The following is a 24,925-nucleotide window of genomic DNA, read 5'->3' on the forward strand; positions in this document are numbered from 1 at the left end:
ATGTGTCAAAAATAAGAATAAAAGAAATGGCTGAAGTCATAAAAAAACAAATCAATGACTATGCACAAGACATTAAATTAGAAAACGTCGGTAACGTCTTAAGTGTCGGTGACGGTATTGCCATCGTTTATGGCTTACAAAAAGCAATGATGGGGGAACTACTAGAGTTTCCAAACGACGTTAAAGGGCTCGTATTCAACCTAGAAGAACACCAAGTGGGTGTAATTTTACTTGGTGGTTCCGATAAGATTAAAGAAGGCGACATAGTAAGAACAACTGGTCGTATTTTTGAAATACCTGTCGGAAATGCGCTATTAGGTAGGGTCGTTGACCCACTTGGTAATGCACTTGATTCATCAGGTGTAATTGAAGCAGAAAAATACATGCCGATAGAGCGTAAAGCGCCAGAGGTTATGGACCGCAAGGCCATCGATGCTCCACTTCAAACAGGGATTAAGGTCATTGATGCCTTAGTACCGATTGGACGAGGTCAACGAGAATTAATCATTGGTGATAGACAAACAGGTAAAACGACACTTGCGATTGACACGATATTAAATCAGCATGATAAAGACGTTATTTGCGTTTATGTTGCAATCGGTCAAAAACAGTCAAGTGTCACTAATAATGTTCAGTTACTAGAGAAAAAAGGTGCAATGAAGTACACCGTTGTAGTAACAGCAGGACCTTCTAATGAAGGTACACTGCTCTATCTTGCCCCATTTGCTGGGGTCACGATTGCGGAATACTTTATGCACTTAGGTAAAGATGTATTAATTGTATACGATGATTTATCCAAACACGCAGTCGCATATCGCGAATTATCCTTACTGCTAAGAAGACCACCAGGAAGAGAGGCGTACCCTGGGGATATTTTCTATCTACATTCTAGATTACTAGAACGCGCGGCTAAGTTAAATGATGAAAATGGTGCAGGCTCAATAACGGCACTTCCAATCATTGAAACACAAGCAGGTGATATCTCGGCGTATATTCCTACCAACGTGATATCAATTACCGATGGACAGATTTTCTTAGAGAGTAAGTTGTTTTATTCAGGAATTCGCCCTGCGATTAGCGCAGGATTATCAGTCTCACGTGTTGGTGGTTCTGCACAAATAAAAGCAATGAAGAGTGTCGCAGGTACACTGCGTATCAATTTAGCCAACTTCAGAGAACTAGAAGCATTTGCTCAATTCGGTTCTGACTTAGATCAAAACGCACAAAAACGTTTAGATAGAGGTAGAAAAACCGTTGAAATACTAAAACAAGACGTTCATCAACTCGTACACGTGAATACACAAGTGGTCACTTTGTACGCGTTAGCCAACGGTTTTATGGACGACATTGATGTCACAAAAGTCAGTTTATTAGAAAAAGAAATCGAACAAGGCTTACAACACGTTGATTTAGGAAAACAAATCAACCAAATGATTGATGAAACCAAAAAACTACCGGATAAAAAAATATTGGATGAATTTATCCTAGGTATGAAGAAGCATGTCTAATGGCTAATTTAAAGCACATTAAACAACGCATTACTGCAATTGAAAACACCGCATCAATCACACAAGCTATGTACAACATTTCTATTTCAAAGTTAAAGAAGTCGCAAGATTTAGTTAATTCGCACAATGCATTTATGAATCGCCTTTATAACGTCGTCAATGAAACTGCCAAAGTAAGTAAAGAACACCCTATGATTAACCAAAGTGGTGGCAAAGTAGATGTTTATATTTTACTTACGAGCGATCGCGGTTTAGCTGGCGCTTATCACAATCAGCTTTTCAAAGCATTTTTAGATGAAGTCAAAGACAAAGATAAGTCAGAGTATCAAGTGATTGTGATCGGTCGTAAGGGTTATTTCTTTGCGAAAAAACGTGAATTACCGATGTTGAATACACAAGTCATTTCAAATAGAGATGATTTAGAAGTAATCAATTTTAGAAAAGATTTACAGGTATTAAAGAATATGTACGTGTCTGGTTTAATTTCAAAGGTATACTTAATGCACAATCATTTTGTCTCAACAGGGACTCAGGAAGTTGTAAAAGAAGTTATGTTGCCAATTAAAACAACGCACAATCACGAATCAAAAGCATTATTAGATTCAGTATACATGTACGATGTTAGTCCATATGAAATTATGGACGGTGTGACTGAAATTTATATGGAATCATGCATTTTTGGTGCCTTAGCCGATGCCAAGCTGAGCGAGCATGCTTCGCGTATGCTTGCGATGAAAAACGCAACAGATAATGCTCATAAAGTCATTAAAGAGCTCAATATTGTTTATCATAGAGCGCGTCAACAAGCCATTACAAATGAATTGATTGATGTCATTAATGGCTCTAATCAGTAAAGGAGAATATCAATGGAAGGCTATATTATTCAAGTTATAGGACCTGTTGTCGATGTCAGTTTCGATCATGAGGTACCTAATATATACGATGCTTTAATTGTGGAAGTCGATGAAAAGACGACTTTGACGCTTGAAGTAGCGCTTCATATTGGCGACAAAGCCGTTAGAACAATCGCTCTTGGAGCGACCGAAGGTCTTGTTAGAGGTATGAAAGTGACTGCAACAGGTTCACCTGTTCTTGTCCCAGTTGGTAATCAAGTGCTAGGTCGTGTTTTTAATGTACTTGGTCAACCAATCGATCGCGGCGAAGCGATGAACATGAAATTGTCTGCACCGATTCACAGAGAAGCGCCAAGCTTCAATGAATTAGCAAGCGACATCGAGATTCTTCAAACCGGAATTAAAGTGATTGACTTACTTGCGCCATACATTAAAGGTGGTAAAATCGGACTTTTTGGTGGGGCTGGGGTTGGTAAAACCGTTTTAATTCAAGAATTAATTCACAACGTTGCACAAGAATCTGGTGGTATTTCAGTATTCGCGGGGGTTGGTGAGCGTTCAAGAGAAGGTCAAGATCTTTATCAAGAAATGAAAGAATCCGGTGTATTAACAAAAACAGCACTAGTCTTTGGACAAATGAATGAGTCACCGGGTGCTCGTATGCGTGTTGCCTTATCAGGGTTGACAATGGCAGAACATTTTAGAGATAATGAAAAACAAGATGTTTTACTATTTATTGATAACATTTTCAGATTTGTTCAAGCGGGTAGTGAAGTGTCTGCACTTTTAGGACGTATGCCATCAGCGGTTGGGTATCAACCAACCCTTGCAACAGATATGGGGAAACTTCAAGAACGAATTACGTCGACACGTGATGGCTCAATCACATCGATTCAAGCAGTTTATGTACCAGCCGATGACTACACAGACCCGGCACCAGCAACCGTCTTCTCACACTTAGATGCGACAACGAACCTAAGTCGTAAGTTGACCGAAGAGGGGATTTATCCTGCGGTCGATCCACTGGCTTCAACCTCAAGAGCATTAGCGCCCGAGATTGTAGGAAAAGAACATTATACCGTCGCTAGAAACGTCCAGCAAATTATTCAAAGATACCATGAACTATTAGATATCATCGCAATTCTTGGTATGGATGAATTAACCGATGAGGATAAATTGGTTGTACATCGTGCGAGACGTGTTCAATTATTCTTATCTCAAAATATGAGTGTGGCAGAACAGTTTACTGGTGTTAAAGGCTCGTTTGTTCCATTATCTGATACGATACGTGGATTTAAAGAAATCTTAGAAGGTAAACATGACCATCTACCAGAAGAAGCGTTTGGTATGGTAGGTACGATTGAAGATGCCGTTAAGAAGGCTGAGCGTTTATGATTTTAAACGTTTATAACTACCAAGGATTGATTGAAAAAGTAGAAATTGATAAACTCATTGTTTCAAGTGAAAATGGTCAAATTGCTATTTTATCAAATCACCTTCCAATTGTTCAGACCATTCGCCATGGCTATTTTCAAACCATCACGAATAACGTCTCAAACTACTACGTTTGTTATAAAGCAACGGTTGAGTTTATAAACAATGAAGTATCGATTTTGGCGATAGACTGTCAAAAAGGCCATACGCTTGAAGAAGCAAAATTGAACAGTGAAGCTTCATATCAAAAAAAGATGCTCGCTGTTAAAGAAGAAAGCACCCACAACTTGCAGCTAGAACGTGATTTACGTGAAAACATACGTAAAGCACAAGCAGGTAATCTATAAAAAGAAAAACTCGGCATATCAATGATATGAATGCTCGAGTTTTTTTTCTATTCTATTGTACCGATTTTTTCAAATGGAAGTCGAACGGATTGATAACCCTCATCTAAAGCGACTCCGACACTGATTGCAACTGTAGCAGTTGCATTTTCAAGATTAAACATGTTTACAGCTAAATCTTTATTAAATCCACCCATTGGACAAGTATCATAACCATGTGAACGAAACACAAGCATCATGCTCATAGCTAACATACCAGAATCAAGTAAGGCAGTCTTTAAGATGATTTCTTTTGGCACGGAGTCTTTGTTAGAAAATCGTTCAAGTTGTCTTGCCTTGGTTTCTTGATCCATATAGCCTTTTGATAAAGCTAAATCAAAAATTTCATTGGCATTAGAGGCATAATCTAAATTTGCAAATAGAATAACAATGGCTGATGATGTTTCATATTGTAATCTGTTAAATGTGAATAAATTACTGTATTTTTCTTTGGCTTCTTTTGAACTTATCACAGCAATATGCCAAGGTTGAAGGTTGTTTGCGGATGGTGCTCTTAATGCTTTATTAATCATTTCCTCTAATTCTTTACTAGAAATCTTGATCGTTGAGTCATATTTTCTAATCGAACGTCTGTTTAAAAATACATCATTAAAATCGTTTCTCTTGTTCATAATTATAGTTCCTTTCTTTTAAATGTGATAGAAGAATGGTTTGCTTTTTAACTTGCTATCCTTAGTTTTATCACTTTCTTATGGTATAATTATATTATATCAAGAGTAAAGAAAAGAGGAGCAATTTATGCCTGAAATAATCTTAATTAGACATGGTGAACCAAGATATGATGAGGTAATCGAAAGAGGGTATCCTAATCAAGGATACGATCTCGGTAAGTTAACCGATAGAGGTGTATCACAAGCACATCAAGTAAGTAAAGACGTTAGATTAAAACAAGCTGAAATAATTATCAGCTCCCCATATACAAGAGCATTACAAACGGCAGCGATTATTTCTAAAAACACACAAATCGATTTGGTTGTGGAAAATGATTTACACGAATGGATGCCTGATATTACATTTAAAAATGCAATCAATCCAGGTTCAGCGTATCCTGAATACATGAAAAATAACGGGTATTTACCTGCAAACTCCTTATTTACCTATGAAACATTTGATCAATTAAAAAGACGTGTTAGAAAAGCAGTTGATAAATACAAAGACTATAATAAGATTATTGTTGTATGTCATGGTATTGTGATGTCAACATTTACTAAGTTTGACGATTTGATTGAACATTGTGGGGTTAGAGTCGTCAGTTATGAATGATTTTAGTAGTAAACTAATTAAATGGTATTTAGCAAATAAAAGAGATCTACCTTGGAGAAACACGACCAATCCATATCACATTTGGGTTTCTGAAATCATGTTACAGCAAACCCAAGCAGCAACGGTAATCCCTTATTACCTTAGATTTATTGAAACCCTACCCTCCATTGAAGATTTAGCAAAGGTTGATTTAGATCTCTTGTACAAGTTATGGGAAGGTCTTGGGTATTATTCAAGAGCTAGAAATCTAAAAAATGCAGCAATGACAATCATGGAAAAACACCAAGGGGTTTTACCAAACACATATGACGATTTAATCAAACTTAAAGGCATAGGCAGATATACTGCAGGTGCAATTCTATCTTTAGCATTTCACTTACCTTATAGTGCCACGGATGGTAATGTCATTAGAACATTGTCTCGTTATTATGGTATAAAAGAAGATACCCGATTAGAAAAGACGAAAACCATCATCGATGGCTTAAATCAGAAAAATATATCGATCATCGATCCGCATAATTACACACAGGCCATGATTGAAATGGGTGCAACGCTCTGCACGAAATCAAAGCCAAAGTGTGAAATTTGCCCAATAAACGAACATTGTTATGCATATCTTAACAACAAACAAAGTGAGCTTCCATTTACCTCGAAACTAAAACAAAAGAAAGAAATTCAATGGATCACCGTGATTCTAAGAAATGAGGCAGGTGATTACCTACTTCAAAAACAAGAGACGAATTTATTGAACGGACTCTATTTATACCCTCAGTTCGAAGCGGAATCCATTAATTATGTGGAAGACATATTTAATGAATTAGGTGCAACCCTGTTTATTAATGAAGACATCGGGAGTTACACACACGTGTTTTCTCATTTAAAATGGGACATGAGAGTATATCATGCAACGACGTCTTCTAACTTAGACTATACGGTTGTAAAGCCATCAAACTTTGATTTATATCCAATGGCAACTGCCCATAAACAAATAAAGAAGGATTAACATGAAAAAACTTATTTTGATTAAAGGTTATTTAGCGACTGGTAAAACAACATTCAAAACACAATTAGAAGAACGATTTTCAATTCCTTCATTTGATAAAGACACAATAAAAGAAACGATTAGTGATGTGATTGGTTTTTCTAATCGTGAGGAAAATAAACGTCTTAGTAGAGCCACGATGGCTGTAATGTTTCAAATATTAAAGCATTTTATGAAAACAAACAATGACTTAATTTTGGAGTCAAATTTCCATAAAGAAGAATTTGAAGAAATCAAGCGTCAACAAGTACTATTTGGGTATGATGTCTTAGTCCTTGATTTTTATGCAGACCCCTCAGTGCTTTATGACCGTTTTTTAAAAAGAGCCAAACAAAACAGACACATCACGCATTTAAGTATGGATTTTGTTGATCAAGTTGGATTTGAAGACTACCTTAGTAAAGATGACTTCATTATCCCTTTTAATCAAGTAATTAGAGTCGATGCAACCACATTTGATTATCAAAATGATCCTTCTTTATTGTTAAAAATAGAACATTTTTTAGAAAAAAATCCCGATAAAGGGATTTTAGATTTCATCGTGAAACAGTGATTTAAAACCAGTATTTTGATTAAGAATTAAATAGAGCGGTAATCCTATCACATACGTTACAACAAATTGGCCAATAAACACACTACCCATATTGAGCAAATAAGGGGTTTCAAAAGCAAGTGTGAGTGCAAAGCCGACGATGAGTGCGTTAATCAGGCTAGGATACAACAGTCTTACATACAAATTCTTTGTTTTAATCATGAGTAGTAACGTTAGAAATGTTGCGAATGTACCAAAGGTTAAGTCATAAACGAGTAAGGGGCTAAACAAGTTAGCAACAAAACACCCGATGGTTAGACCTACGATTGATTTGTGATCGAATAGCACAATAATGACTAATAGTTCCGCAATTCTAAATTGCAGCGATTCATAGCTAATCGGTTGAAACAGAAAGACGAGTACGACATAGATAGAAGCAATCATTGCTTGTCTAATGTAGTCTCTTAAAGTAAAATTAAACATAGTTATATCTCCTTGTTTTGTTTTCGCAGGTGCTCTAGTACTGCGGGTTTTTCAAAAACCATGATAAACTATAACACATTTATGATATAATTTCAATAGAAGAAGAAAGGTTTGAATAGCACATGGCAATTAGATATGAATTATTACATACATGCAAACAGTCTGGTGCAAGATACGGGTTACTTCACACGCCTCACGGGACGTTTGAAACCCCAATTTTTATGCCAGTTGGTACACAAGCAACGGTTAAGACATTAACACCTGAGGAGATTAAGGAAGTCTCTGATGGGTTAATTCTAGGAAACACCTATCACTTATGGCTTCAACCAGGTGATGACATCATTAAAGCACACGGTGGAATTCGTGGTTTTATGAAATGGGATGGTGCGCTACTGACAGATAGTGGTGGCTTTCAAGTGTTCTCGTTAAACTCAATTCGTAAAATTAAAGAAGAAGGTGTTTATTTTAGACACCATAAAAACGGGGATATGTTGTTTTTATCACCTGAAAAGGCAATTGAAATACAGGAGAATTTAGGTGCAGACATCATCATGAGTTTTGATGAGTGCCCACCACATGACGCGACCTACGACTACATGAAAGATTCAATTGAACGTACCCTCAGATGGGCTAAAAGAGGTAAAGACGCACACAAAACAGATCAAGCATTGTTTGGTATCATACAAGGTGGTCTTGATGATGAACTTCGGTTGTATTCCGCAAAAAAGACAATTGAACTTGATTTTCCTGGCTATTCAATCGGTGGATTAAGTGTTGGCGAATCTAAAGAAGAAATGTATCGAATTTTAGATTTGTTAAAACCAGTAATGCCAACCGATAAACCTAGATACTTGATGGGTGTCGGTTCGCCTGATGATTTAGTTGAAGGGGTCATTCGTGGGGTAGATATGTTCGATTGTGTCTTACCAACCAGAAACGCTAGACACGGAACAGCATTCACAACCGAGGGAAAAATTCAAATTAGAAATAAGCGATTTGAAATGGATTTCTCGCCATTAGATCCAGGTTTGATTACACCAATTTCAAAGTATTCGAAATCATACGTTAGACATTTATTTAAAGCTGAGGAAATTCTAGGTATGCGAATCATGACGTATCAAAATTTAGCTTTCTTAAAGCATTTAATGAGCGAAATTAGACAAGCAATCAAAGAAGATCGATTGCTCGATTTTAAAGAAGAGTTCTTCAAGAAGTACGGTTATTCAAAATAGTTTTTCAAAAAGTCCTAAATGTCTTTTAATTATATTAAAGTTAGTGTAAAATAAATATAGTGTTATTTATCGTTAAGGAGGGTGTGTTATGGTATTTGGAGAAAATGACAATTTCAATCAAAAGCCGGTAATTAAAGTAATCGGAGTAGGTGGTGGCGGCGGTAACGCTGTGAACCGTATGATTGAAAATGACGTCAAGGGTGTTGATTTTATTGCAGTCAACACGGATGCCCAAGTGTTAAGAGTATCAAGAGCAGAAACAAGACTTCAAATAGGTAAGCACTTAACTAGAGGCTTAGGCGCTGGTGCTAAACCTGAAGTCGGTAAACGAGCAGCGTTAGAATCCGAAGATGAAATCAGAATGGTTCTTAGTAACGCAGACATGATTTTTATTACCGCAGGTATGGGTGGAGGCACTGGAACAGGTGCTGCACCAATCATTGCGAGATTGGCCAAAGAAATGGGTTGTTTGACCATTGGGATAGTCACAAAACCATTTGCATTTGAAGGGCCAAACCGTACTCAAGCAGCGATTGCAGGACTTGAGGAATTAAAACAATTTGTTGACACACTCATCGTTATTCCAAACGAACGCTTATTATCAATCATCGATCCAAACACTCAAATGCTAGATGCATTTAGAGAAGCAGATAATGTTTTAAGACAAGGTGTCCAAGGGATTGCAGAAATAATTGCAGTACCTGGATTAATTAACGTTGACTTTGCTGACGTGAGAACCGTCATGGAAAATAAAGGAACCGCATTAATGGGTATCGGTATTGCAAGTGGTGAAAACAGGGCAGTTGAAGCAGCCAGAAAAGCCATTCATTCAAAGTTACTTGAAGTAAGCATTGATGGGGCAACCGACGCGATTGTCAACATCACGAGTGGAACCAACATTACATTGTTTGAGGTTTCACAAGCATTAGATGAAATCAGAAATGCAACTGATTTTGAGTTGAATGTCATTTATGGTACAACTTTAAATGTCGATTTGAATGATGAAATGATTGTCACAGTGATTGCAACTGGTTATGAGTTAAAAGCAAAAGATTCAACCATTGATGACTTTGCAACACAAATATTTAAGAAAACAACCAATGATCAAATTAAAATCACACCAACTGGTTTTGAAAAACAAGATGAAATGCCATCTTATAGAGAACCAGAACAGCCTAAACCTAGTTCACAAAAACTACCTAGTTGGCTACAAAGTAAAAATAAAAAATAAAAACAGAAAGAGGCCATTGTGCCTTTTTTGATGAAATGAGGAATATAATATGTTAAGAGCTGGAATTGTAGGTTTACCAAACGTCGGAAAATCAACGCTATTTAATGCAATTACAAAGTCAGGTGCATTAGCGGCAAACTATCCATTTGCAACCATTGACCCAAACGTTGGTATCGTTACCTTAAAAGACCACCGTTTAGATGTACTTGCAAAAATGTATCAATCTAAAAAAATCGTCCCAACCACGGTTGAGTTTATCGATATCGCAGGTTTAGTTAAAGGGGCATCCAAAGGTGAAGGTTTAGGCAACCAGTTTTTAAGCCATATTCGTGAAGTTGATACCATATGTCAAGTCGTAAGACTATTTAATGACGACAATATCGTCCATGTAGAAGGCTCAGTAAACCCACTAAGAGACATTGAGACCATTCAACTTGAATTGAACTTTGCCGACATTGATACGATTAATAAACGTCTACCAAAAATAGAAAAAAAAGCAAAAGTTGGTGGTTCATCTGATGAAAAAGCCGAGTACGAAGTGTTAAAAAAAGCGCTTGAGGGCTTAATGAATGATACCCCACTACGTTTGTTAGAATTAACAGAAGAAGAAAAGTCGATCATTAAGAGTTTTAATTTCTTATCATTAAAGCCAATGGTCTACATTTGTAACGTTTCAATGGATGATTTACAAACGCTTAAAACAAACGAACTATTCATAAAAGTGACAGAAAAAGGAGAAAGTGAAGGTGCTGACGTGGTTGCGATTTCTGCTCAAATTGAGTCCGAATTGGCCATGTTAGACGACGATGAAAAAGACGTATTCATGGAAGAACTAGGCATGAATGAATCAGGTCTAGATCAGTTAATTCGTATTACTTATCATCGATTGGGCTTACAAACCTACTTCACTGCTGGACCAATGGAAGCGCGTGCTTGGACCTTTAAAAAAGGGATGAGCGCACCAGAATGTGCAGGGATTATTCATACCGATTTCGAACGAGGCTTTATTCGAGCAGAAACCGTATCCTTTAGTGACTTAGAAAAATATGGATCTTATCTTCAAGCAAAAGAAGCTGGCCGTGTGCGACTTGAAGGTAAAGACTATAAAGTCGTTGATGGCGACGTCATGCTATTTCGATTTAATGTCTAATTTTAAGAAAAACGTTGACTTAATCAATGAATCAATTAAAGGACATGCGGTAACGGTTGTATGCGCATCGAAGTACGTCTCATCAGATGAGATACGTGAACTTCACAATTTAGGTGTGAAGCATTTTGGTGAAAACCGAGTCGATGCCCTACTCGATAAAAAAGAAAATCTACAAGATATTTCTGTTATCTGGCATTTGATTGGCACGCTTCAAACCAACAAAGTAAAAAAAATAATCAATGAAATTGACTATTTTCATGCACTTGATAGTTTAAAACTAGCAAAGACAATCAACAATTATCGCACAAAGCCTTTAAATTGTTTTATTGAGGTTAACGTTTTAAAAGAAGAATCAAAACACGGGATTGAAACAGAAGATTTAACGGATTTTATTAATGAAGTGAAAAAGTATGATAAAATTAAAGTAGTTGGGTTGATGACTATGGGAAAACAAAATGATATAGATCAAACGACGTTGGCTTTTAAAAAGCTTAACGAACTAAAAACATTTTATGGTCTAGAATCTCTTTCAATGGGGATGACAGACGATTACCTAATAGCGTTAACTTACGGTGCTGATTTTATTCGTATTGGCAGAAAGTTTATTTTATAGAGGTGAACCCATGGGCTTTTTTAGTAAATCAAAACAACAAACCACAAGAGAATTACCAAACTATCAAAAAGAAAGCATAACGAACAGTTTTGAACGAATCATTTTCGAACACATCACGACCGATGAAGATGAATACATCATGACGCTAGCTCAAGAATTACTATCGGGCAACCCATTAGTACTCAACTTTGAAGAACAAAGTCCTGATTCAGCGAATAAAATCATGGCGTTTTTATCCGGTGTGATTTTTGCTGTGGAAGGTCAAATTGTCCAAATTAGTCAAAAAGTGTTTTTATTTGCTCGCGAACAAGATTTCAAAGACGGTACGTTAAAACAATTTATTGATGAATACAAAGAGTGAGTTTTATCAAAGGGTTAAAAAGCAAGAAGAACGATATAACAAACCCATCTTATATCGTTATTTAAACCCGCTTGAACAGGAAATTGTAAAAAATGTATTTAAAGACTATTACATCTTTGAATCATCAATAGATGCCGAATACAAACGATTGTACGTGACCGATTTAAACGAAGAGTTAGACTTTCAAATCAGTTATTATAAATCAACGTATATGGATAAAGAAATTAGCCATCGAGATGTGTTAGGTGCGTTAATGAACTTAGGAATTAATCGTGATGTGTTTGGTGATATCTTGATCACCGATTCTCACGTCTACATTGAATGCATCAAGGAACAATCCACTTATATTAAAGATAACCTTCATCAAATTAAAAGGGATTTCATTTTCTTTGAAGAAACAACCAAACCAGATGAATCAATCGTTGAAAAAAAAGAAGAACTAACAATCTCGGTCGATTCGATTCGACTGGATGCGATTATCTCTAAAGTATTTGGTATCAAGCGTGACGATGTGAAGAAAATGATTGAGCAAGGTTACGTTAAAGTAAATTACTTTATAACCGAAAAAATCATGCATAAATTAAATCCATGTGATATAATATCTATTAGAGGCTACGGACGAATCATATACATTGATACCGAGGGCTTATCGAAAAAACAAAAAACAAGAGTTAAACTACATATCTTACGATGAGTTGGACACGTATCAATTAGTCACGTATGAAAAAGCGAGTTAGGGTTGGTGTAAGCCTAAACGTACGTAATTGATATATCACCAAGGAGTAACTGTTTGCCGCGTTAAGGCATTGAGTGCTAGTCAATTGACTAGAACTAAGGTGGTACCGCGATTATTTCGTCCTTAGATTTATTTCTAAGGGCTTTTTTTATTTATTAGGAGGATTAAGACTATGGAATTAAAAGACACACTACTACTCCCTAAAACCTCATTTGAAATGAGAGGTAATTTAGGTGTGAGAGAGGTTGATTTTCAAGCCAAATGGGAAGCCATGAGCTTGTATGAAAAAGTATTAAAGAAGAACGAGGCAAAACCATCGTTTATTTTGCATGATGGACCACCTTACGCCAATGGAGCAATCCATATTGGGCATTCCATGAACAAAATATTAAAGGATTTCATCATTCGATACAAAACGATGAGTGGTTTTTATGCGCCATATATCCCAGGCTGGGACACTCATGGTCTACCAATTGAAACCGCACTTTCAAAAAAAGGTGTTAATCGAAAGAACTTGACCATTGATGAATTTCGAACGCTTTGTCATCATTACGCACTTGAACAAATTGATATGCAAAAACAACAATTCAAACGCTTAGGCATACTTGGTGAATGGGACAACCCATACATTACTTTAAATCCTGAATTTGAAGCAGATCAACTAAGAGTATTTGCGAAAATGGCAGACAAAGGTTTAATTTTTAAAGGCTTAAAACCAGTTTACTGGTCACCATCAAGCGAATCTGCACTTGCAGAAGCTGAAATTGAATATCAAGACGTTACCTCACCATCAATTTACGTCTCTTTTTCAGTCTGCTCAGAGGGGCAATTTAAAAACAACAACTTAATCATTTGGACAACAACCCCATGGACACTTCCAGCAAACTTAGCGATTTCGGCTAACCCTAAACTGACGTATGTTCGCTTTAATTACAATAACCAAATCTATATAGTTGCAAAATCGCTTTACGAAAAAGTGATTTCAACACTTCAGTTTGAAGGGGCAACGATTTTAGATGAAGTGCTAGGAGATCAACTAGAATTATTAAACTATGTTCACCCACTAAATGGCAGAGTAAACCCCGTCATCTTAGGCGACCACGTGACCGATACCGATGGCACAGGCTTAGTTCATACCGCACCAGGGCATGGGGAAGATGACTACATCGTTGGTAACAAATACAACCTAGACATCTTAGTACCTGTGGACGATCGTGGTATTTTCACGAGTGATGCTAATGAGTTTGAAGGTATCTACTATGAAAAAGCCAATCCAATGATTATTGAACGGTTAAAAGAACTTGGTAATTTACTGCATGTCAATTACTTTGTCCACAGTTACCCACACGACTGGCGAACAAAAAAACCAGTGATTTTTAGAGCAACCCCACAATGGTTTGCCTCTATCGAACAATTGAAAAAACGCCTGCTTGAAGAAATTGAATCAACAAATTGGGTTCAAAAGTGGGGCGAACTACGTATATCAAATATGATCAAAGATCGTGGCGATTGGTGCATCAGTCGTCAACGTGCTTGGGGCGTTCCAATCCCAGTGTTTTATGCAGAAGATGGTACACCAATCTTGGATAAAGATGTGATTAACCACGTTGCTGATATTTTTGCTAAAGAAGGTTCTAATGCTTGGTTTACCAAAGACGCAACACAACTATTGCCAGAGGGCTATACTCACCCAGGTAGTCCTAATTCTATCTTTAGAAAAGAAACAGACATTATGGACGTTTGGTTTGATTCAGGATCAAGTCATCAACTATTAGAACGAAGAGGGCTTAATTACCCAGCTGACTTGTACGTTGAAGGTTCTGACCAATACCGTGGCTGGTTTAATTCAAGCTTAATCACAGGCGTTGCCACTAAAAATCAAGCCCCTTACCGCTCAGTAATTTCACATGGATTTGTGCTTGATAAAAATGGTAAAGCGATGTCAAAATCTCTTGGTAATACCGTAGATCCTCTAAAAATTACCAACGAAATGGGTGCGGATATTCTCCGTTTATGGGTCTCTTCAGTCGAATACTCTTCTGACGTCCGTATCGGTGATCAAATGATGAAACAAGTCTCAGAATCCTACCGAAAAATAAGAAACACACTTAAATTTTTATTAAGTAACTTATTTGATTTTGATCCTAAGGAGAACAAAGTAGCCTATGACGATCTAGGTTCATTAGACAAAGTCATGCTTCATAAACTAGAAGAACTACGTAAAGACGTAATTAGTGCCTATGACCAGTATAAATTTGATACGGTCTATCGTTTAATTACCAATTACATGATTAATGACTTAAGTGCTTTCTATTTAGACTATACAAAAGACATCTTATACGTTGAATCTCAAAATGGATTAATGAGAAGAAGTGTACAAACAGTACTATACGATCAACTGATGGTGCTCTTAAAGTTGATTGCACCGATTTTACCGCACACGGCAAGCGAAGCTTACTGGAGCATTGAGACGGCGCGTAAAGAAGATATTTACTTAGAAGATATGCCAGCTAAAATGGATTTTAATGATTTAGAACTTGATCACGATTTTGACGCATTTATGGCGTTAAGAACTGAAACGCTAAAAGTGCTAGAAGAGATGCGAAAAAATAAAGTGATTGGAAAATCATTAGAAGCTTCTTTAAGCGTTGATATAACAAAACAAATCAAAGAGTCAATCGATCGTTTAAACATCAATTTAACGCAAGTTCTAATGGTTTCAAGCATCGAATTTAACTTAGCGGATCACTTAGAAGTTCACGCGACGAAAGCCGATGGCTTAAAATGTGAACGTTGTTGGAACATTGTGCCTCATGTGAACGAACAACACGTCTGTGAACGATGCCACCAAGTATTAGAGGAAATCAAATGAATATTCTATTAGTCAATGACGATGGGATTAGAGAAGAAGGTCTAAAGGTGCTTGCACAAGCGCTCGCACCCTTAGGCGATTTATACATAGTTGCACCAGAAGAACACCAATCAGGTCAATCACAAAGCATTACCATTTACGAGCCGCTTAAAATCAAACATTATGGTTCTTTATACGGTTCAAAATTGGCAATATCGGTTGAAGGTAAGCCTGCCGACTGTACAAGAATTGCCATCGGTACGCTAAATGTTCCGTTTGATTTGTGTGTCTCTGGTATTAACAGTGGATTAAATGTGGGTTCAGATATTTTATATTCAGGCACCGTGGGTGCTGCCACAGAAGCGATGATTTTAGGTGTACCTGCGATCGCAATATCCGCACCTAAAAAAGGTCTATTTCTTGCACAAAAAACCGTCTATGAAGTGGTTAAACATTTAATCGATACAAGAGCAGTAACAACGGACTATGTATTAAATATTAACTACCCAAGTTCTAAATTTCAACAAATCTTGGGTGTGAAGTGGACAAGACAAGGTTTACACCATCACACCGCAAAATTTGAAAAAGTTGATGAGTATACATACAAGACGGTATACGAATTAAAAGAAACAGAAGAGTCTTTAGACTCGGATGTCGTAGCCTTTCGAATGGGTTATTTATCAATCACTCCGCTAATCGAATCTAGGTATAGCGAAGAGGTTGTTAATAATCTTAAAAAACAAAAGCAATTGAATCCAACTTTCATTTATGATAAGATAGTTAAGTAGGGTGGTGTATTTATGAGTATGTTTGTACTTCATTTTTTCAAGGAGAAAAGCCGTTCATTCGATTATGAACGCATTTTATCTTTTTTTGATGAAATCGCTGAATCAGAGCTTGCTCCTGTGGATGAAAACTCAAGTGAAGTAAGAATCTTATATCGGCACCCAATTTTAAAATCAAAAGCAGATTTTGTTATTACAAAGAAATCGACTGTGACCGATATTTATAAGTTAGATCCGCATTATTTAGACGTTAACTTTAGAATTGAAATACCCCTGTTAACGCCTTATTATAGTGTGGCCAAAATCATAAGGATCATCGAAAAATTATGCAAAGAATTTAATTTTGCAATCTATCATGATTTATTTGAAGATGTCTTACAATTTAAATACGAAGTGGTTGAAAAAGTGTTTGATATTGTAAAAAGAACCTATAAGGAAAAACATGGCTATCAATTAACCGATTACTATTATTACCCAGAAAACCGATTAAATGATTGCCTAAAATACATTGATGAACAATACGAGCTTCATCGATACTACAAGGAATTAGACATTTACGTGCCTAATTATTTTGTGACGGTTGATGAACAGGATCGCGTACATTTTACGATTGAATGGAAGGAAAACACATTAACTCTTTTTCCGCCGCACATCGATTATGTTTACTATCGCAGTGGTTTTGATAATAAAATCTTACCTTATGACGAGGTGATGGCAAAAATTGAAAAGTTCACTCAAGCGGTCCCAGGTTTTCTTCAAAACACAAAAGTGATTGAATCAAAGAATAGTAAAAAAGTATTTAAAATACTAAAAAAATCAAAATTTACAGCAATTACAACAAGCCTTATTCGTATTGATCTTGAACAAGTAATTGACGTTTAAGATAGGAGGAAAAGAATGGATAATATACCACCGGTACTAGTAGAAATCTTTGGGATTTTGGCAGGCGTTTTGGTGTTAATCTCATTTTTAATGAAAGGCGAGAAAAAAATACGTATCATTAATATTTTTGGTGCTTCAATTTTCATTTTCTATGGCATTTTATTAAATTCAGTTAGTGTTACCTTATTAAATATTGGATTAGTTTTAGTTCATATTGTAAAATTAGCTCAAATGAGAAAAAATAAAGGAGATTTATAAATGAACCTCAGTAAGTATATTGATCACACAAAACTAGGACCTACAGTGACTAGTTATGACGTTCAAAAGCTTTGTCAAGAAGCAGTCGAACATGATTTTATGAGTGTTTGTGTGGATCCTGTATTTGTTCCACTCGCTGCACAACAACTAAAAGGAAGCGATGTGCTCGTATGTACCGTTGTGGGCTTCCCTTCGGGCATGCACCAAAGCGAAATAAAAGCACAAGAAGCAAAACTAGCGATTAAAGAAGGTGCCCAAGAAATTGATATGGTTATCAATGTCGGTGCATTAAAAGAAAAGAACTACGATCTTGTTTATAACGACATTAAGTTAGTTAAAGAAGCTTGTGGTAATACGCTACTTAAAGTAATCATCGAAACCTGTTTCTTAACGGATGAAGAAAAAGTGATTGCTTGTGAGTTGGCTGTTAAAGCAAACGCCGATTACGTGAAAACCTCAACAGGCTTTGGCAAGGGCGGTGCTACCGTCAGTGACATTGCATTAATGAGAAAAGTCGTCAAAGATGCCTTAGGTGTCAAAGCTTCTGGTGGCGTTAGAAGTTACGAAGACGCGATGGCTATGATTGAAGCAGGTGCTTCAAGAATTGGCGCATCAAGTGGTATACAAATTGTAAGTAAAAAGGAGAATAACAATGATTCCAACACCTCATATTAGTATTACAGATAAAGAATTAGTAGCAAAAACAGTTTTAATGCCTGGTGATCCACTACGTGCAAAAATGATTGCTGAAACATTTTTAGAAGATGTTGTTCAAATTAATACCGTACGTAACATGTTTGGTTATACCGGTACATACAAAGGTAAAAAAGTAACTGTCATGGGTTCAGGAATGGGGATGCCATCGATTGGTATTTACTCTTATGAACTATTTAAGTTCTATGACGTAGAAAACATTATTCGTGTGGGTTCTTGCGGGGCTTACACGAAAGATTTAAACTTATACGACGTTATTTTAGTTGATGACGCCTATAGCGAATCAAGTTACGCTAAGACCATGGGCTTGACAAGTGCTAAAACATTAAAAGCAAATCGCACCTTAAACAATCGTGCCTTGAAGGCAGCTGAACGTTTAAACATTCCAGTTACCACAGGACGTATTCATTCATCCGATGTCTTTTATAATTTAAAAGGTTCTGTGCACGAAGAAAGATTCGAAAAAAATGGCTGTATTGCTGTTGAAATGGAATCATTTGCATTATTCGCAAACGCAAAAGCATTAGGTAAGAAAGCAACGTGTTTATTAACGGTCTCTGATTCATTAGTGACACACGAAGCAACAACAGCTGAAGAAAGACAAAACTCATTTTCACGAATGATGGAAATCGCTTTAGAAGTTGCGAGGAAATCATGATTTTAGTTGACCAAACTAAAAAATTTAAAACCGTATTAATTACACTAAAGTTTAAAGCAAAGGCTTCGAAAGAAACCTTTGCTTTAAGAACATTATTACCTAGCATGTTGCGTGCGAAAACGAATCAATACAAATCAAGAAGTGAACTAAACTTAAAGTTAGAACAGCTTTATGGCGCCAATTTACAAACACAAACCTCGAAAATGGGTGTTTTTAATATCATCACAGTTCAATTAAAAATCACTAATCCTGCCATCGTTAAAGATCAGTCTTTGTTTGAAGATGCTCTTTCATTTTTAAACGAAGTTATTTATGGGCATGACAATTTTTATCAAAAAGATTTAGACTTAGAAAAACGTTTACTAATTGAGGAAATTAGAGCAAAAGAAAATGACAAAACCAGACACGCTCTTTCTCGATTGACGGACATTATGTTTGAAAATGAATTGTACGGTTACCGCACAAGTGGAACTAAAGAAGATGTCAATGCGGTTAACTTAAAAGACTTTAAAGAATATTATAAAAATGAATTCTTAGTTAAAGACGAATTACAAGTTATTCTATCGGGTGATATCACGAATGAAGAAGTCTTGTTCGTCAAACAAAACTTCAAACAAGCGGTCTTTACTCATGAGGACGTCCTTGATCTTGAATCAAAAGAAATTAATGAAGTAAAATCAATCGTGGAATTTGATCAAATTCAACAATCGAAACTAAATATTGGTTATCGAAGTGAGATTCGATATAACGACCCACTATATACTGCCACGGTGTTATTTAACGCAGCACTTGGCGGGTATGTTCATTCAAGACTATTCTTGAATGTAAGAGAAAAGCACTCGTTATGTTATTATATTTCAAGTATTTATGATGCATACAAAGGCACGCATTTTATTTACTCGGGTGTCGATAAAAACCGTTTAGAACTTGCCAAGCAAGTCATTGATGAAGAAGTTCAAAAAATGTCTACCATTTTAATCTCCGAAAAGGAGCTAGAACTCTCAAAACAAGCACTGATTAACGATTTAAAAGAAGCTGAGGATTCACAAGGCGCAAGATTAAACCGAAAATATAATCAGCTACTGCTTAATGTAGATAAAACCATAGATGAACAAATCCAAACAATTTTAGCAATTAAACCAAACGATTTACTCGAAGTTGGTAAACGCTTAAAGAAAGACACCGTGTTTGTCTTAGATGTGGAGAATAAATAATGAATAAATTAGTCTATCCATCCTTTAATGAAACCATTTTTCATGAGGTATTAGATAACGGATTATCCGTTTATCTAATTCCAAAAAAAGATTATCATAAAGTGTTTGCAACATTTACAACCAACTATGGCTCATTTGATCAGTCGTTTGTCCCAATTAATAAAGACAAAAAAGTTAATCAACCGGCGGGTATTGCACACTTTTTAGAACATAAAATGTTTGCGATGCCTGATAAAACAGATGCCTTTGAAAAACTGAGCTCATTTGGTGTGAATGCAAATGCCTATACGTCGTTTGATCGTACGTCTTATCTATTCTCAGGAACGAAGAATATTGAAGGTGCGCTAAATTACTTACTTGACTATGTTCAAACGCCATATTTTACACCAAGTAGTGTAAAAAAAGAACAAGGTATTATTGCAGAAGAGTTAAAAATGTATCAAGATTATCCAAATCAACGTATGTTTTACGGGATACTTAAAAATCTTTATCAAAAACACCCGATAAACACAGAAGTCGGCGGCACCGTCGATTCAATCATGAAGATAACCGCTAAAAAGTTATATCAAGCTTATGAAACGTTTTATCACCCATCAAACATGGTCTTAACACTTGTCGGTAACTTTGATGAAAACGAAATCTTAACGGTGATTAAAGAAAATCAAGCAAAAAAAACGTATGGCAAAGCAAGTCCAATTGTTAGGTTTATGAAAAATGAGCCTAAAGGGATTGAAAAAGCCTATGATGAAATTGAGATGCCTGTGGTGATGCCAAAACTTTCGATTGGTGTCAAACTGGATCCGGTTTCTGGAAAACAAGCGTTAAAAGATGACCTTGCATTTTCAATTTTGATGGACATGTATTTCTCGAATTCAACAAAACTTTATGAGAAGCTTTTAACCCAAGGGTTGATCAATGACAGTTTTGAGCACACAACAGTTCAAGAAGATGGTGCGTTCATGCTGGCCATATTTGCTGACACAAAAGACGTCGATGCATTAAGTGACGTACTAATCAAACAATTAGTAAACTTAAAACGCAAGAAACATGATGAACAAGCGTTTACGCGTTACAAACGAAGTATGTTAGGTTCTTTTGTAATGAGTTTAAACTCCCTTGAATCAATTTCAATGGGATTCACACGTTATCTTGCCAACGACGTAATCATTTATGACATTCCTGAGATTATCGAAAGCATTACACTTGAAGACATTGATCGTGTTGCAAAACAAATCAATTCTAAACGCATATCACGATATGTAATTAAGCCACAAAAAAAGAACTAATTGCCGATTTTTAGAAATAAAACAGAAAAAAGTTTAGTTAAAAAAGAAAACCTCGATTGGTTTTCTTTTTTTTAGTAAAAATAGATAACATTATCTCTAAAACTTAAAAAAGTGTGATTTCATATTTTAAAGCATCAATCATATAATTGGATTGAAGGGAGTGATTACCATGTTTAATCAAGTCATACTTATAGGCCGATTGACCCACGATCCAATTATAAAAAAGACTGACACAGGTAAAAAAGTAACCGACATTACCATAGCGGTTGCTCGAGCATTTAAAAATATGGACGGTATTTACGAAACAGACTTCATTTCTTGCACACTTTGGCAAGCAACGGCAGAAATGATATCTGAACATTGTAAAAAAGGTTCTATGATCGCCGTTAGAGGTCGATTACAAGTTAAAAAGTATCAAGTCAATGAAGAAAGAGAGCTGAACATGCTCGACTTCGTCGGAGAAAAGGTTACGTATTTATCAAATTCACAAAAATTGAAGCCATCATGTCCTGATGAAACGGAAGAAGACAATTAATGTCTTTTTCTTTTTTTAGTCATAGACACCTATAAACGGAAAAAAATGAGGGGTAGACAACTGTTTTTTTGATTGATAACCACCGAGTCAGTCTATTACTCATAATTTTTATTGTGTTCAACGACAAACATTTGATTATTATTGTCTTAAAGTGATACAATTGTTATAATTATAAAAGGAGCTGATTTTATATGAGTATAGATTTTAGAAAAGAAGTAGAAAAACGTAAAGAAGCGATATTAAAAGATCTAACCGAGATCATTCAAATTAATTCAGAATTAACTACGTTTGATGAAAAGCGCGTAAATGCACCATTTGGTGAGGGCATTGATGAAGCGTTAACGTTTATGTTGAATTTAGGCAAACGTGATGGGTTTAATACATTAAATGCGGAGCACTACGCGGGGCACATCGAATATGGTAACCAAGAAGAGTATGTAGGCATGATTGGCCATTTAGACGTTGTACCTGCCGGTAGCGGTTGGTCTTACCCACCTTATGGCGCAGTGATTGCTGATGGAAAGATGTATGGTAGAGGCACCGAAGACGATAAAGGTCCAACGATTGCTGCATATTATGCAATGAAGATATTAAAGGATTTGGATTTACCACTATCAAAACGAATTAAATTAATTCTTGGTACGGATGAAGAAACGGCTTGGCGTGGAGTTAAATACTATTTTAACCAATACCCAGAGCAGCCTGTCGCAGGATTTATTCCGGATTCAGATTTTCCATTAACTTACGCTGAAAAAGGCATTTTACGCGTTGTTGTACGTGGTAAAGCAGACGATAGCGTCCTTCATAGTTTTGAGGCTGGGCTTAGAGACAATATGGTCCCTGATCAAGCAAAAGCAGTCCTAAACAATGTTGAACTTGAAAAAAAATACCTTGAGTTCTTAGAAAAACGTAATTTAGAAGGTAGTGCTGTTGTAAATGATGGTAAATTAGAATTAGAAATTAACGGTATATCGGCACACGGATCAACACCACAATTGGGTGTGAATGCGGCTTATTTACTGGTTCATTTTTTTAATGAAGTTGGAATTAGTAATGCCTTTATTGATGCCATCAATACGTATTTATTAGATGACCCAGTCGGAAAAAAACTAGGTGTTGATTTTGTTGAAAAAGAAATGGGTAGTGTCACAATCAATGCGGGTGTATTCAATTTTAATCAAGGAAAGTTTGAAATTGTTTTAAATCCAAGATACCCACATGGTGTCGACTATGACGCATTCATCGATAAAATATCTAGAGGTTTTGAATCGCTTGGGGCGCAAGTAGAAATCGGCAAACATCAAAAATTATTATACGTTGATCCAAACTCTGAGATGATTCAAAAATTAATGGGTGTTTATAAGAAGTACACGAATGATGTTGAGGCAAAACCAATGACTACAGGCGGTGGAACATTCGCAAGAGCAATGAAAAACTCAGTTGCATTTGGTCCGCATTTCCCAGGAAAACCAACGTATATCCATCAAAAAAACGAGTACATTATTCTAGAGGATTTCTTCTTAAGTATTGCAATTTATGCCGAAGCCCTCTTTGAATTAGCAAAATAATGAAACAGTATTTAGATCTATGTCAACACGTACTAGACTTTGGTGTCGATAAAAGCGATCGCACAGGCACAGGCACACGTAGCGTATTTGGTTATCAAATGCGCTTTAACCTTGCCAATGGGTTTCCGCTTTTAACAACCAAGCGTGTGTATTTAAAAGCAATCATTCATGAGTTGTTGTGGTTTATCAATGGGGATACTAATATCAAATATTTGGTCGATAATGACGTAAAGATTTGGAATGAATGGCCATACGAACTGTTTAAAAAATCGGTCGATTATCAAAATGAATCATTAGATGAATTTGTCAACAAGATAAAAGAAGACGTTGATTTTGCAAAAAAATATGGGGAACTTGGGCCAGTTTATGGCAAACAATGGCGTGATTTTTTTGGTGTGGATCAAATCAAACAAGTCATTAAGCAAATCAAAGAAACGCCAGATTCAAGACGAATTATTATATCCGCTTGGAATCCATCTCAATTAGATCAAATGGCACTACCACCATGTCACGCATTTATGCAATTTTATGTTGTAAACAACAAGTTATCACTTCAACTGTATCAACGTAGCGGCGATATCTTCTTAGGCATACCATTTAATATTGCGTCTTATAGTTTATTATTAATGATGATTGCCCAAGTATGTGACTTAGAAGCCGGTGAATTCATTCACACAATTGGCGATGCGCACATCTATCACAATCATTTTGAACAAATTCATACACAACTAAAAAGAGAACCTAGAAGTCTACCTAAGATGCAATTAAACAAATCGGTAAAATCAATTTTTGATTTTAAATTTGATGATTTTGTATTAACTGATTATAATCCTCATAAAGCGATTAAGGGTGTGGTTGCTGTATGATTTCACTCATTTGGGCAATGGACCGTAATTGGCTAATCGGAAAAGACAATATACTGCCTTGGCATTATAAAAAAGACTTGATTTATTTTAAAAATCATACCAAAGGCAAGACCGTGTTAATGGGTGAAATGACTTATCTATCGTTAAAGGGTTATTACAAAGATAGACCACTGCCTTTTGGTAAAATTTACGTGGCTTCTTTAAATAACGTATCATTTGATGGCTGCATTATGGTCAATGACTTAAAAGGCTTTTTGAAAGAAACTACCGAAGATGTGATCGTAATTGGTGGGAAAACCGTTTATCAAATTGCTTTGGAATATGCGGACTATTTATACATCACATGGATAGATAAAGATCACGAAGGCAACGTCTTTTTTCCAAAGTTTGACCTTTCTATGTTTAAAGTGATCAGTGAAAATCAAGAAGACGAACTAAGATTTACGGTATACGAAAGAGGTTAAT

27 protein-coding genes are annotated in these 24,925 nt (G+C 36.1%); 25 read left to right on the forward strand and 2 right to left on the reverse strand.

From position 1 onward, the window contains the following. Positions 1–2: 2 nt before the first annotated feature. The 4 genes from atpA to BN853_RS03865 are packed head-to-tail and all read left to right on the forward strand — an operon-like array spanning position 3 to position 4,143. Positions 3–1,508, forward strand: coding sequence for a F0F1 ATP synthase subunit alpha (atpA, locus tag BN853_RS03850; protein ID WP_030004638.1), 1,506 nt, complete (start codon positions 3–5; stop codon positions 1,506–1,508). Continuing rightward, positions 1,508–2,362: an ATP synthase F1 subunit gamma gene (atpG, locus tag BN853_RS03855; RefSeq protein ID WP_030004639.1), complete on the forward strand. Its 855-nt coding sequence runs from the start codon at positions 1,508–1,510 to the stop codon at positions 2,360–2,362. Before atpA ends, atpG begins: the two co-directional genes overlap by 1 nt. Positions 2,363–2,374: 12 nt before the next feature. Beyond that, positions 2,375–3,757, forward strand: a complete 1,383-nt coding sequence (gene atpD / locus BN853_RS03860; RefSeq protein WP_030004640.1) for a F0F1 ATP synthase subunit beta — start codon at positions 2,375–2,377, stop codon at positions 3,755–3,757. Next, complete coding sequence (locus BN853_RS03865) at positions 3,754–4,143, forward strand: F0F1-type ATP synthase epsilon subunit (protein ID WP_030004641.1); 390 nt, start codon at positions 3,754–3,756, stop codon at positions 4,141–4,143. Before atpD ends, BN853_RS03865 begins: the two co-directional genes overlap by 4 nt. 47 nt (positions 4,144–4,190) lie before the next feature. Here the strand turns inward: BN853_RS03865 and BN853_RS03870 are convergent, their stop codons facing one another. Continuing rightward, entirely contained in the window at positions 4,191–4,811 is a 621-nt protein-coding gene (locus tag BN853_RS03870; protein WP_030004642.1) for a nitroreductase family protein, read from the reverse strand. A gap of 127 nt (positions 4,812–4,938) precedes the next feature. Here BN853_RS03870 and BN853_RS03875 point away from each other — a divergent pair, with 127 nt between their 5' ends. The 3 genes from BN853_RS03875 to BN853_RS03885 are packed head-to-tail and all read left to right on the forward strand — an operon-like array spanning position 4,939 to position 7,058. Beyond that, positions 4,939–5,463, forward strand: coding sequence for a histidine phosphatase family protein (locus BN853_RS03875; protein WP_030004643.1), 525 nt, complete (start codon positions 4,939–4,941; stop codon positions 5,461–5,463). Then, positions 5,456–6,466 carry an A/G-specific adenine glycosylase gene (gene mutY / locus BN853_RS03880; RefSeq protein WP_030004644.1) on the forward strand — a complete coding sequence of 337 codons (1,011 nt, stop codon included), beginning with the start codon at positions 5,456–5,458 and terminating at the stop codon, positions 6,464–6,466. The genes BN853_RS03875 and mutY overlap by 8 nt, the downstream gene beginning before the upstream one ends. 1 nt (position 6,467) lies before the next feature. After that, positions 6,468–7,058 (forward strand): P-loop nucleotide/nucleoside kinase family protein, encoded by a 591-nt coding sequence (locus BN853_RS03885; RefSeq protein ID WP_030004645.1) that lies wholly within the window; start codon positions 6,468–6,470, stop codon positions 7,056–7,058. Here BN853_RS03885 and BN853_RS03890 read toward each other — a convergent pair. Beyond that, complete coding sequence (locus BN853_RS03890) at positions 7,035–7,520, reverse strand: QueT transporter family protein (RefSeq protein WP_030004646.1); 486 nt, start codon at positions 7,518–7,520, stop codon at positions 7,035–7,037. The two genes, BN853_RS03885 and BN853_RS03890, sit on opposite strands and share 24 nt — an antisense overlap. Before the next feature lie 122 nt (positions 7,521–7,642). Between BN853_RS03890 and tgt the strand changes: the two genes are divergently transcribed. The 18 genes from tgt (at position 7,643) to BN853_RS03980 (ending at position 24,924) form a co-directional block, all read left to right on the forward strand. Next, positions 7,643–8,752 (forward strand): tRNA guanosine(34) transglycosylase Tgt, encoded by a 1,110-nt coding sequence (tgt, locus tag BN853_RS03895; protein WP_030004647.1) that lies wholly within the window; start codon positions 7,643–7,645, stop codon positions 8,750–8,752. 88 nt (positions 8,753–8,840) lie between these two features. After that, on the forward strand, positions 8,841–9,983 hold the full coding sequence (gene ftsZ, locus BN853_RS03900) for a cell division protein FtsZ (RefSeq protein ID WP_030004648.1): 1,143 nt from the start codon (positions 8,841–8,843) through the stop codon (positions 9,981–9,983). Positions 9,984–10,032: 49 nt separating this feature from the next. Further along, positions 10,033–11,133 (forward strand): redox-regulated ATPase YchF, encoded by a 1,101-nt coding sequence (gene ychF / locus BN853_RS03905; RefSeq protein WP_030004649.1) that lies wholly within the window; start codon positions 10,033–10,035, stop codon positions 11,131–11,133. Continuing rightward, positions 11,099–11,746, forward strand: a complete 648-nt coding sequence (locus tag BN853_RS03910; RefSeq protein WP_157869931.1) for a YggS family pyridoxal phosphate-dependent enzyme — start codon at positions 11,099–11,101, stop codon at positions 11,744–11,746. The genes ychF and BN853_RS03910 overlap by 35 nt, the downstream gene beginning before the upstream one ends. 10 nt (positions 11,747–11,756) lie before the next feature. Continuing rightward, complete coding sequence (sepF, locus tag BN853_RS03915; protein WP_030004651.1) at positions 11,757–12,107, forward strand: cell division protein SepF; 351 nt, start codon at positions 11,757–11,759, stop codon at positions 12,105–12,107. After that, positions 12,091–12,801, forward strand: coding sequence for a YlmH/Sll1252 family protein (locus tag BN853_RS03920; protein WP_030004652.1), 711 nt, complete (start codon positions 12,091–12,093; stop codon positions 12,799–12,801). Before sepF ends, BN853_RS03920 begins: the two co-directional genes overlap by 17 nt. 214 nt (positions 12,802–13,015) lie before the next feature. Continuing rightward, on the forward strand, positions 13,016–15,715 hold the full coding sequence (ileS, locus tag BN853_RS03925; protein WP_030004653.1) for an isoleucine--tRNA ligase: 2,700 nt from the start codon (positions 13,016–13,018) through the stop codon (positions 15,713–15,715). Continuing rightward, the gene (surE, locus tag BN853_RS03930; protein ID WP_030004654.1) at positions 15,712–16,482 is read left to right on the forward strand and encodes a 5'/3'-nucleotidase SurE; all 771 of its coding nucleotides are present in this window, start codon (positions 15,712–15,714) and stop codon (positions 16,480–16,482) included. The genes ileS and surE overlap by 4 nt, the downstream gene beginning before the upstream one ends. Before the next feature lie 12 nt (positions 16,483–16,494). Then, positions 16,495–17,361: a hypothetical protein gene (locus tag BN853_RS03935; RefSeq protein WP_030004655.1), complete on the forward strand. Its 867-nt coding sequence runs from the start codon at positions 16,495–16,497 to the stop codon at positions 17,359–17,361. A 15-nt stretch (positions 17,362–17,376) separates the two neighbouring features. Continuing rightward, the gene (locus BN853_RS03940) at positions 17,377–17,619 is read left to right on the forward strand and encodes a YgjV family protein (RefSeq protein WP_030004656.1); all 243 of its coding nucleotides are present in this window, start codon (positions 17,377–17,379) and stop codon (positions 17,617–17,619) included. Next, positions 17,620–18,294 (forward strand): deoxyribose-phosphate aldolase, encoded by a 675-nt coding sequence (gene deoC / locus BN853_RS03945; RefSeq protein ID WP_030004657.1) that lies wholly within the window; start codon positions 17,620–17,622, stop codon positions 18,292–18,294. Then, positions 18,275–18,991: a purine-nucleoside phosphorylase gene (deoD, locus tag BN853_RS03950; RefSeq protein ID WP_052591460.1), complete on the forward strand. Its 717-nt coding sequence runs from the start codon at positions 18,275–18,277 to the stop codon at positions 18,989–18,991. The genes deoC and deoD overlap by 20 nt, the downstream gene beginning before the upstream one ends. Beyond that, positions 18,988–20,205: an EF-P 5-aminopentanol modification-associated protein YfmF gene (gene yfmF / locus BN853_RS03955; RefSeq protein WP_030004659.1), complete on the forward strand. Its 1,218-nt coding sequence runs from the start codon at positions 18,988–18,990 to the stop codon at positions 20,203–20,205. The genes deoD and yfmF overlap by 4 nt, the downstream gene beginning before the upstream one ends. Further along, positions 20,205–21,491, forward strand: a complete 1,287-nt coding sequence (gene yfmH / locus BN853_RS03960) for an EF-P 5-aminopentanol modification-associated protein YfmH (protein WP_030004660.1) — start codon at positions 20,205–20,207, stop codon at positions 21,489–21,491. The genes yfmF and yfmH overlap by 1 nt, the downstream gene beginning before the upstream one ends. Before the next feature lie 169 nt (positions 21,492–21,660). Next, positions 21,661–22,026 carry a single-stranded DNA-binding protein gene (locus BN853_RS03965; protein WP_030004661.1) on the forward strand — a complete coding sequence of 122 codons (366 nt, stop codon included), beginning with the start codon at positions 21,661–21,663 and terminating at the stop codon, positions 22,024–22,026. Between the two features lie 191 nt (positions 22,027–22,217). Then, on the forward strand, positions 22,218–23,594 hold the full coding sequence (gene pepV / locus BN853_RS03970) for a dipeptidase PepV (RefSeq protein WP_030004662.1): 1,377 nt from the start codon (positions 22,218–22,220) through the stop codon (positions 23,592–23,594). Then, positions 23,594–24,460: a thymidylate synthase gene (gene thyA / locus BN853_RS03975; RefSeq protein ID WP_030004663.1), complete on the forward strand. Its 867-nt coding sequence runs from the start codon at positions 23,594–23,596 to the stop codon at positions 24,458–24,460. The genes pepV and thyA overlap by 1 nt, the downstream gene beginning before the upstream one ends. After that, the gene (locus BN853_RS03980) at positions 24,457–24,924 is read left to right on the forward strand and encodes a dihydrofolate reductase (protein ID WP_030004664.1); all 468 of its coding nucleotides are present in this window, start codon (positions 24,457–24,459) and stop codon (positions 24,922–24,924) included. Before thyA ends, BN853_RS03980 begins: the two co-directional genes overlap by 4 nt. Position 24,925: the final 1 nt, after the last annotated feature.

It is taken from the genome of Paracholeplasma brassicae (genome assembly GCF_000967915.1).
In the GTDB taxonomy this organism is placed as follows: domain Bacteria; phylum Bacillota_I; class Bacilli_A; order Acholeplasmatales; family UBA5453; genus Paracholeplasma; species Paracholeplasma brassicae.